Genomic DNA, 9,009 nt, shown 5'->3' on the forward strand with positions numbered 1-9,009 from the left:
TCTGATTAAAGATTGGGGTGTTTTTTTTGTTGGGGTAAATTTGATTATCTAGTTTATCTTTACTTGTTAAATACAATTTTATATATTGGCTTGATTATGTAGTTATTTAATCTAATTAAATGGATTTATTGAAAATTTTAAATGTCTAAATTTTGATTAGCCTAGCCAGTCATATATCAAAAGTTCAAAGGGATAAACATGAGTGATCGAAAGCAGGATGCTTTAAAAAGTGCATTAAAAATTAATGATACATTTTATAAAACGCTTTTACAATCGACCAAAGCAATTCCTTGGAGGATTGATTGGGCGACAATGCAATTTACTTATATTGGTCCACAAATCCAAGCATTATTAGGTTGGTCTACTGATAGTTGGATGAGTGCAAATGATTGGGCTGAGCGTATCCATCCAGATGATAGGGAAAAGGTTGTAGGTTTTTGTATATCACAATCAAAGGATGGTGTTGATCATGAAATGGATTATCGAGCTTTAACGATTGATGGTGATTATGTTTGGATACGTGATGTGGTGCATGTCATTCGTGATGATAATGGTGTAACAGAAACGTTAGTTGGTTTTATGTTTGATATTAACGAACGTAAGAAAAATGAAGAAGAATTATTGAGGTTACAAAAAGAATTAGAAGCCTTATCTTATCAAGATACATTGACGGAGATTGCAAACAGACGCTCATACAATATTTTTCTAGAATCTGAGTGGGATATCGCCATTCGCAATCAAACTCAAATTTCTGCGATTTTGGTTGATATTGATTTTTTTAAAAAATATAACGATAGCTATGGTCATAATGCGGGTGATGTTGCATTAAGGAAAATTGCACAAATATTAAAATCTGAAGTACGTTCTAGAGATCTAGTCGCACGATTAGGTGGTGAAGAGTTTATTATTATATTACCTGCAACTTCTCAGATAGATGCAAAAATGATTGCTGAACGGATACGTTTGCGTATTGCTACAACTTCAATTAAACATGATGCTTCATCTACTTATTTAACGGCCAGTTTAGGTGTTGGATCTATTCTCCCTAAACTAGGTGATAATTCTGAGTATTTTATTGAAATCATTGATAAGCAACTTTATAGAGCTAAAGAAGAAGGGCGAAATAAAGTCATTGAACTCGGATGTTAAATTAACTCAAAAGAAGAGAGTTAAACTAAAATCATATGGTGGTTTCCGACCATTCAAGTTTAATCCAAAAGTTTCATCACATCCTCCTCAGTTAATTTCACTTCATTTTCATGGTCAATACTTAAAATAGATTTGGCAAGATTGGCTTTATTTTTTTGCAAAGTTAAAATCTTTTCTTCAATACTTTGATTAGTAATCAATTTATATACAAATACAGGTTTGTCCTGACCAATTCGCCAAGCACGATCAGATGCTTGATCTTCAGCAGCAGGGTTCCACCAAGGGTCATAATGAATCACTGTATCCGCAGCCGTTAAGTTAAGACCTACACCACCTGCTTTGAGGCTGATTAAAAAAACAGGAATATCGCCAGTTTGAAAAGCAGTTATGACCTCAGCACGCTTTTTGGTTTGTCCAGTCAACTTAACATGTTTAATTTTTAGTATTTTTAAATGATCTTCAATGAGTTGTAGCATGGTTGTAAATTGCGAAAAAATTAAAATTTTACGACCTTCTTCAACCATATCTTGTACCATTCCCAATAAATAATCTAATTTTGCTGATTCAATATTTTGGTTTTTGGTGTGTTCAAGTTGTAAAAGGCTTGGATGACAACATACTTGACGCAGTTTAAGTAAAGCACTCAAAATTTGAATCTGACTACGATGAAAGCCTTTAGCTGCAATGATTTCACGAATATTTTTTTGCATCGTCGCTCGGACAGCCTCATAGAGTTTAGACTGCTGAGCATTCATATCGATATTGACTTCAATCGTGGTTTTTTCTGGAAGCTCTTTAGCGACTTCTGTTTTTAAACGACGTAACAAAAAGGGTTTAATTCGAGAAATAAGTTTATTTTTTGAAGCAATATCAGCATGTTTTTCAATTGGATTGCGGTATTTCTTATTAAAAATGTCTTGGCTGTAAAGGAATCCTGGCATTAAAAAGTGGAATAAAGACCAAAGTTCACCTAGATGGTTTTCCATTGGTGTACCTGTTAAACATAATCGATGTTTGGCTTTTATCTGACGTGCGACTTGTGATGCTTTAGCATTTGGATTTTTAATATTCTGTGCTTCATCAAGAATAAGTAAATGATATTGATGTGCGAGTAAATGTTCTTCATCACGGCTTAATAGTGGGTAAGTGCTGAGAATAACATCAGCACTTTGAATGTCCTGAAAATGTTCTGATCTGTCATTACCTTGTAAAACAAGAACTTTTAATTCAGGTGTAAATTTTTCAGCTTCCTTACGCCAATTATGCATTAATGAAGTCGGTGCAATAATCAAGGCAGGACATTGTTCTAAACGGCCAGCTTGTTTTTCAATAAGTAAATGTGCCAATGTTTGAGCTGTTTTTCCGAGCCCCATATCATCAGCAAGAATCCCTCCATGTTCAGTTTCACGTAAAAATTGTAACCAAGCTAGACCTTGTTGTTGATATGGACGCAATTCACCTTGGAAACCCTGTGGAGTTGCAATTTGATTTTGATAACCTTGTTGTAACTTTTCAGCAAATTGTTTGAGTCGATCATTACTTTGCCAAGGCATACCTAAATGATGTTGTAGGTCGAAAAATTGCGCAGCATCATAACGATCAAATCCAGCAGTTTCAGGGTGTTGTAAAATTTCCTTTAAGTAAATAAAAATAGGTTTGATATCTTGAACTTTTAAGGCCAGTTGAGGATGGTTATGACCTAACTCAACCGTAAAATAGCCATTCTCATCTAATTGTTCAAGAAATTCAGGTTCTAAAATGATCGGCATACGTGCAACAAGATTGCCTAATAATTCAATCAAATTATAAGTCTGACCATCTTGATCTTGAATTGTAGCACCTACGTTAAACCAGTCAGGTTTTTCATCTGATTCAAGTAATGAAAATTCAAGATTTTGTGCAGCAGTTAAATTAAATAAGCTATCAGGCGTATGTTCAACTTTCCATCCCAATTTTTGTAGTTGATTTTCAGGGAGCAGTTGGTTAATCCAATCTGTTGGATTTGCACAAACAACTGAATTTTCAGTGATATCATCAAAGGCAGGGCGTTTGTTTTTATTAATTTTTTTAATCCACTGAAAGGATGAAATAGCATTCTTTAACAATTCAATCTGGGCTTTTTCTGTGTTCAGATCACGTTGCTGTCGGACAGTTTTTTCATTCACAAAAGTGATAAAGCTTTCATCTGGAAATCCAGCTTTTATACGTCCTGTTGGATATTCAAATTCTATTTCAGCCATCGCATAGTGATGCATTTGACCTAGACGATGGTATTGTGGAAATGTACCAAAATGCAAAATAGGTACAGGTTTTCCGTAGATGATTTCTATATTTTGGGCTGATTGAGCTTGTGGCAAATCTTCAAAAATTGAATAAGGTTGAATGACTTGCTCAAATTCAGCTAGAAGCTCAACAGGCATGTGTGGCATATTCAACAATTCTTCAATCATTTCACTTGAATAGGAAGATTCTAGTACCCCAATTTGATTTCTCAATGTATCCAAATAGCTCAGTGGGTGAGAATGAATAATATAAATTTGTTTAGAATGTTCAGCATCAAGCTTTTGATTATATTGATCAAAAAACTGAGCTTTTAATTTTTCAGTCTGTTGTTCAGGGCGTGTTTGCCAATTAAATTCAATTCGATAGTTTTCATCTGACCATGCCAAAGCAGATTGTAAAACATTTAAACTATAACAATCCCCACTTGCAATCGCTGTTTTTAATTGCTCTTGATAGATTCCCGAAATATCCCATGCGGAAGGATAATAATGAGCATTGTTAAAATTTAATTTGGCAAAAAAGTATAAGTGATTAAAGATTTTCTTTTCTTCATTGCTCACCTTTAAACGACCATTCAGCACATTGTCATAGCTGGTATACGGTGTGGTATCCCGAATTTGTCCATCTTTATTACGACGAACCTTATATACACTGAGTTGTAATTTAGCTGAATTTTTTTTAGGCTGAAAAATATAGATCAATTGATGATTGGATATCGTATTCGATGATTTAATTTGTGCCAGTTGTTGCCGAAATTGATTGAGCCAAGTTTTAGCCGTGTGATGCGTTGGACTATTTGAAGTCGTTGGAAATTGGTGCGTTGGCGATGTAGCGGTGATCGAATTTGATTGCTGAGTACTGTTAGTCGTTGTTTGATTAAGATTTAAGTACTGTCTAAAAGGCTTCTCTCGTTGATGATCATAGAAATATCGAGCGAGAGCGGCCGCATGTTTACAGCTATAGCCTACAGGACAACTACATTCTGTATCTGTGATTATATTTTTTAAAAGATTAAATTGAATAGCTGTTTCATAAAAATCAGTGCCTTCAATTTCTGCACTAATAAATAGATTATTGTTTTTAAGGTGAGTTTCTAAAGTATGCAAATCAATGCTTCTGACATAACTCAAACTACGTTGAATCGTTGCTGCGTTAAAACGTGATAAAAATTGAGTCAGAGTTGTCATCATTTAGAAAATAAAATTTAGATCAAATAGATGCTGATTGTAACGGATTCTGAGCGAATAACTAAAAATTTATCAAAGAACATTTGCTGAAAGTGTCATGATTTTCAATACAAATTGATCACTTTTGCAACTTAAAAATATTTAAAATCTGTCAGTATAAGCTTTGAAAAATAAAGTAGGAATACAAATATAAATGCAACCTAACCAAATTTATTATACAGATCAACATGTTGCATTTGCAGATTCAGTACGAAAATTTGTCCAAAAAGAGTTAATGCCACATATTAATGAATGGGAAGAAGCAGAAACTTTTCCAAAAGAATTATATAAAAAGGCAGCTGAAATTGGATTGTTAGGTCTTGGTTTTGATGAAAATTATGGTGGCATTCCTGACACAGATGCATTTCATGTGTTGCTGTCTTCAATTGAATTGGCTAAAACTGGATCAGGTGGTTTATGTGCTTCATTGCTTTCACATTCTATTGGTGCGCCACCCATCAATCACTTTGCATCACCTGAAATTAAAGAAACAGTATTAAGCCAAATTTTAGCAGGTGACAAAATTTCTGCCTTGGCAATCACTGAACCGAGTGGTGGTTCAGATGTTGCAGCGTTAAAAACCAAAGCCGTACGTGATGGTGATGATTATATTCTCAGTGGAGAAAAGACCTTTATCACATCTGGTATGCGAGCCGATTATTATACCGTTGCTGTCCGTACAGATCCTGATGCGAAAGGCCCGAATGGTATTTCGATGTTATTGGTCGATGCGCATAGTCAAGGCATTACTAAAAGTAAATTGGACAAGATGGGATGGTGGGCTTCGGATACAGCACATTTACATTTTGATGAAGTACGTGTTCCTGCAAAGAATTTGTTAGGCGCAGAAAACATGGGCTTTCTTGTGATTATGAATAATTTCAATATGGAGCGCTTTTTCTTAGCTGCAAGTAGTTATGGTTTTGCATTAACGTGTTATGAAGAAGCTTTGGAATGGGCAAAAGAACGTAAAACCTTTGGAAAACGTTTAATCGATCATCAAGTGGTACGGCATAAATTGGTCGATATGGCAACACGCTTAACCACAACGAGGGCATTATTAGAAGACACAGCTTATCGTTTAGGTAAACCTGAAATGCAGGGAAATGAATTGATTGCACAAATTTGTATGTTGAAAAATGTTGCAACGCAAACCATGCAATTTTGTGCTGATGCGGCTGTACAGACTTTAGGTGGTATGGGCTTTATGCGTGGAACGAAGTCTGAACGGATTTATCGAGATGTTAAAGTCAATATGATCGGTGGTGGTGCAGAAGAAATTATGAAAGATCTTGCAAGTCGTCAATTGGGCTATTAAGGTTTTAATTCAGCGTTATTATGAATTAAAGTTAGATTTAAAAAGAAACTAAAGGGAATAGGAAATAAAAGAATATGGATCATTTAAATAACCCGATTTACTACACTGCGGAACATCGTGCATTTGCCGATAGTGTGAAGAAGTTCGTTGAAAAAGAAATTTCGCCTTTTGTGAATGAATGGGATGAAGCAGGAACATTTCCACGAGAACTGTATCAAAAAGCGGCTAACATTGGGTTACTGGGTTTAGGTTTTGATGATGAGCATGGTGGTATTTCAGATGCTGATGCTTTTCATGTATTTTTAGCTGCTGTGGAAACTGCCAAAGCAGGCTCAGGTGGCGTACATATTTCATTGATGATTCATACTATCGGTACACCACCCATTCATCACTTTGCACAGCCGCATATTCGTGATCGTGTTATGCCACAAATTATTTCAGGTGAAAAGATTTCTGCATTAGCGATTACTGAACCGAGCGGTGGTTCTGATGTCGCAGCATTGCAGACGAAAGCCATCCGAGATGGTGATTACTATTTAGTGAGTGGTGAAAAGACCTTTATTACTTCTGGAATGCGAGCCGATTATTACACGGTTGCTGTACGAACCAATCCTGAAATAAAAGGAGCAAATGGTATTTCGATGTTATTGGTCGATGCACATAGTGAAGGCATTACCAAGTCATCGCTTAAAAAAATGGGGTGGTGGGCATCGGATACAGCACATTTACATTTTGACCAAGTTAAAGTCCCTGTAGAAAATTTGTTGGGAGAGGAAAACTCAGGTTTTAAAGTCATCATGAAAAACTTTAACATGGAGCGTTTCTGGCTAGCCTCTATGGCCTATGGTTATGCATTGGTCTGTTATCAAGAGGCTTTAGAATGGTCGAAAGAACGTAAGACGTTTGGAAAGCGCTTAGTTGATCATCAAGTCGTACGACATAAATTAGTGGATATGGCGACTCGTCTGACTTCAACACGTGCATTGTTAGAAGATACAGCTTATCGAATGGGGCAAGCTGAATTACAAGGCAGCGATTTAATTGCGCAAATTTGTATGGCTAAGAATGTCGCTACGCAAACCATGCAGTTCTGTGCCGATGCGGCTGTACAGACTTTAGGTGGCATGGGCTTTATGCGTGGAACTAAGTCTGAACGTATTTATCGTGAAGTCAAAGTCAATATGATTGGTGGTGGTGCAGAAGAAATTATGAAGGATTTGATTAGTAAGCAGTTGGGGTATTGATTGTTTGATCAGGTTCAAGCGAGTACAAATAAAAAGTGCGGTTAATTGCCGCACTTTTTCATTTTTGCTATTTATTTATTCTAGTTCAGCTAACGCTTCCAAAGAGATTTGACGAACTTCAAAAATAGGTTGTTTCAAAAAGGCATTTAATGCTTTTAATTGAATAAATTTTATACTATCTAAAGCAATCCCGACGATACTATCTTGTTCAGCATCGTAACGAATATCAGGTGTTTGTTCGATAAATTCTTTAAGTAAACGAGGACTATCACTCAACTCGGACAATGATTTATTCATCAGTGCTTCGAATTCATAATCCATAGCATAGATATTGGATTCCCATGAAACATCACTAAAATTCTCATCTTGACTAGAAATGATGCTACCACTTTCATATCCAGTGAAATAACTTTCTTCTGAGTAAATCCAAAGAACATAACACGGTTGACTTGCATCAACTTCAAGTAATTGATACCACAGGATCCCTGAAAGTTTGGCAAACTCGAAAGCATCATCTTCATTGAGTTTCGGAATTTCTCCATCGTCTATGTTAAAAGTTTCTCCGGTTTTTTCTAAAACAAAAGCCTCAAGCTTTTCATAGACTTCGTCATCTGCTTCACCATTACCAATATCATAATTGCATAGTTCATCATAATATAGACCTTTAACGACTAATGCCTTGTATGCCTTTTCAGCTTCAATTTTATCTGTATAAATCTGTTTAATTGCGCCAGTTGAAACGCAGTTGGTAAGATGCCACTCATCATTGTAAGCAAAGTCATTTTGACGAATAACGTATTGGATATTACTCATAATCTTCCCCTTGAATTAAGCAATTTTAATTTTTAAGTCTTGTAATTTAGCTGCACTCGGTGGCACAGCCATACCATTGTCCATCCAAAGTTCGAAACGCATTGGATTAAAAAATAGGTCTGGGCTGATGTCGAAGTCTATCAAGTGAGCTTCGGCTTTACCCATCATAGGTAAAATGGTATTGATAAACCAACTATTGTGAGTAATCAATAAGGATTTTAATTGCCCTGTCACAGCTAATGGTGAAAGCAGGGTTGCAGATATTTTAGGGTCATCAATAATATCGCAGTGGAATTTTTCTAATCTTTTTGCTAACCCATCTGTAGGAATATCTTGCATCGCTGCCACAAAATCCCCCAATGTAGGAATAAAGCGATGGTGAAAATCGACCAGTAGATGATCTTTTTCACACAAGTCTTTGACCTCAATACTTTGCCCTGCGCTATTTTCAAAATAATGTCCAAAAATAGGAATAATGACTTCCTGAACACCCCAAAAAGTATGCAAGATACGATGACGATTATCGCTACACAGCATTTTGGTACTATCAATTAAGGCATGGATATCAATATAGTCTTCGAGTTCGCCACCTCGGCGTTTGACTGAAATATGGGCATGTTGTACTGGGTTCATATTTATTTAGAATTATTTGGATTACAAGAGATTAGCAGAAATATAGGTAAAAAAATATGCGAAAGAGATATTAGCTAAAGTACGTTATTTTTCGCAACAATTTAAGATTGCTTCATCAATTTCCAGCAAGAAATACTCTTCAAATTTATCCTTAATTTTTTCTCTTAAACTTTTTAATGATGGACAGAGTCTAGAATCAGACAATAAGTTAGCAGCTTGTATAGCCCAAGAGCCGTTAAACTCACCATTAAGCTCTTGAATTAGCAGATGGATTATACTGAAGTCTTTTCGATTAGCTAATCCGATAAAAGCCTCTCCTCTAATTTCTGGAACTTCATCTTGC

The 9,009-nt window shown here is 35.8% G+C and carries 7 protein-coding genes; 3 read left to right on the plus strand and 4 right to left on the minus strand.

Going from position 1 to position 9,009, the window contains the following annotated elements; all coding sequences use genetic code 11:
- Positions 1-198 precede the first annotated feature (198 nt).
- Entirely contained in the window at positions 199-1,149 is a 951-nt protein-coding gene (locus GGG_RS0117765) for a diguanylate cyclase (RefSeq protein ID WP_010117408.1), read from the plus strand.
- A 59-nt stretch (positions 1,150-1,208) separates the two neighbouring features.
- Here the strand turns inward: GGG_RS0117765 and GGG_RS0117770 are convergent, their stop codons facing one another.
- Positions 1,209-4,619, minus strand: coding sequence for a DEAD/DEAH box helicase (locus tag GGG_RS0117770; RefSeq protein ID WP_029574690.1), 3,411 nt, complete (start codon positions 4,617-4,619; stop codon positions 1,209-1,211).
- Positions 4,620-4,812: 193 nt separating this feature from the next.
- Between GGG_RS0117770 and GGG_RS0117775 the strand changes: the two genes are divergently transcribed.
- A complete protein-coding gene (locus GGG_RS0117775) occupies positions 4,813-5,976 on the plus strand; it encodes an acyl-CoA dehydrogenase family protein (RefSeq protein WP_010117410.1) in 1,164 nt (387 codons plus the stop codon).
- A 74-nt stretch (positions 5,977-6,050) separates the two neighbouring features.
- A complete protein-coding gene (locus tag GGG_RS0117780; protein ID WP_010117411.1) occupies positions 6,051-7,220 on the plus strand; it encodes an acyl-CoA dehydrogenase family protein in 1,170 nt (389 codons plus the stop codon).
- Positions 7,221-7,295: 75 nt separating this feature from the next.
- On the opposite strand, the gene GGG_RS0117785 is transcribed toward GGG_RS0117780, so the two are convergent.
- The 3 genes from GGG_RS0117785 to GGG_RS21080 form a co-directional block, all read right to left on the minus strand.
- Positions 7,296-8,033: a hypothetical protein gene (locus tag GGG_RS0117785; protein ID WP_010117412.1), complete on the minus strand. Its 738-nt coding sequence runs from the start codon at positions 8,031-8,033 to the stop codon at positions 7,296-7,298.
- Between the two features lie 15 nt (positions 8,034-8,048).
- Positions 8,049-8,666, minus strand: a complete 618-nt coding sequence (locus GGG_RS0117790) for a hypothetical protein (RefSeq protein WP_010117413.1) — start codon at positions 8,664-8,666, stop codon at positions 8,049-8,051.
- A gap of 84 nt (positions 8,667-8,750) precedes the next feature.
- On the minus strand, positions 8,751-9,009 hold a 259-nt coding region (locus GGG_RS21080; protein ID WP_010117414.1), incomplete at its 5' end, for a hypothetical protein.

Origin of the sequence: Acinetobacter sp. P8-3-8, assembly GCF_000214135.1 — a bacterium.
Classification (GTDB): domain Bacteria; phylum Pseudomonadota; class Gammaproteobacteria; order Pseudomonadales; family Moraxellaceae; genus Acinetobacter.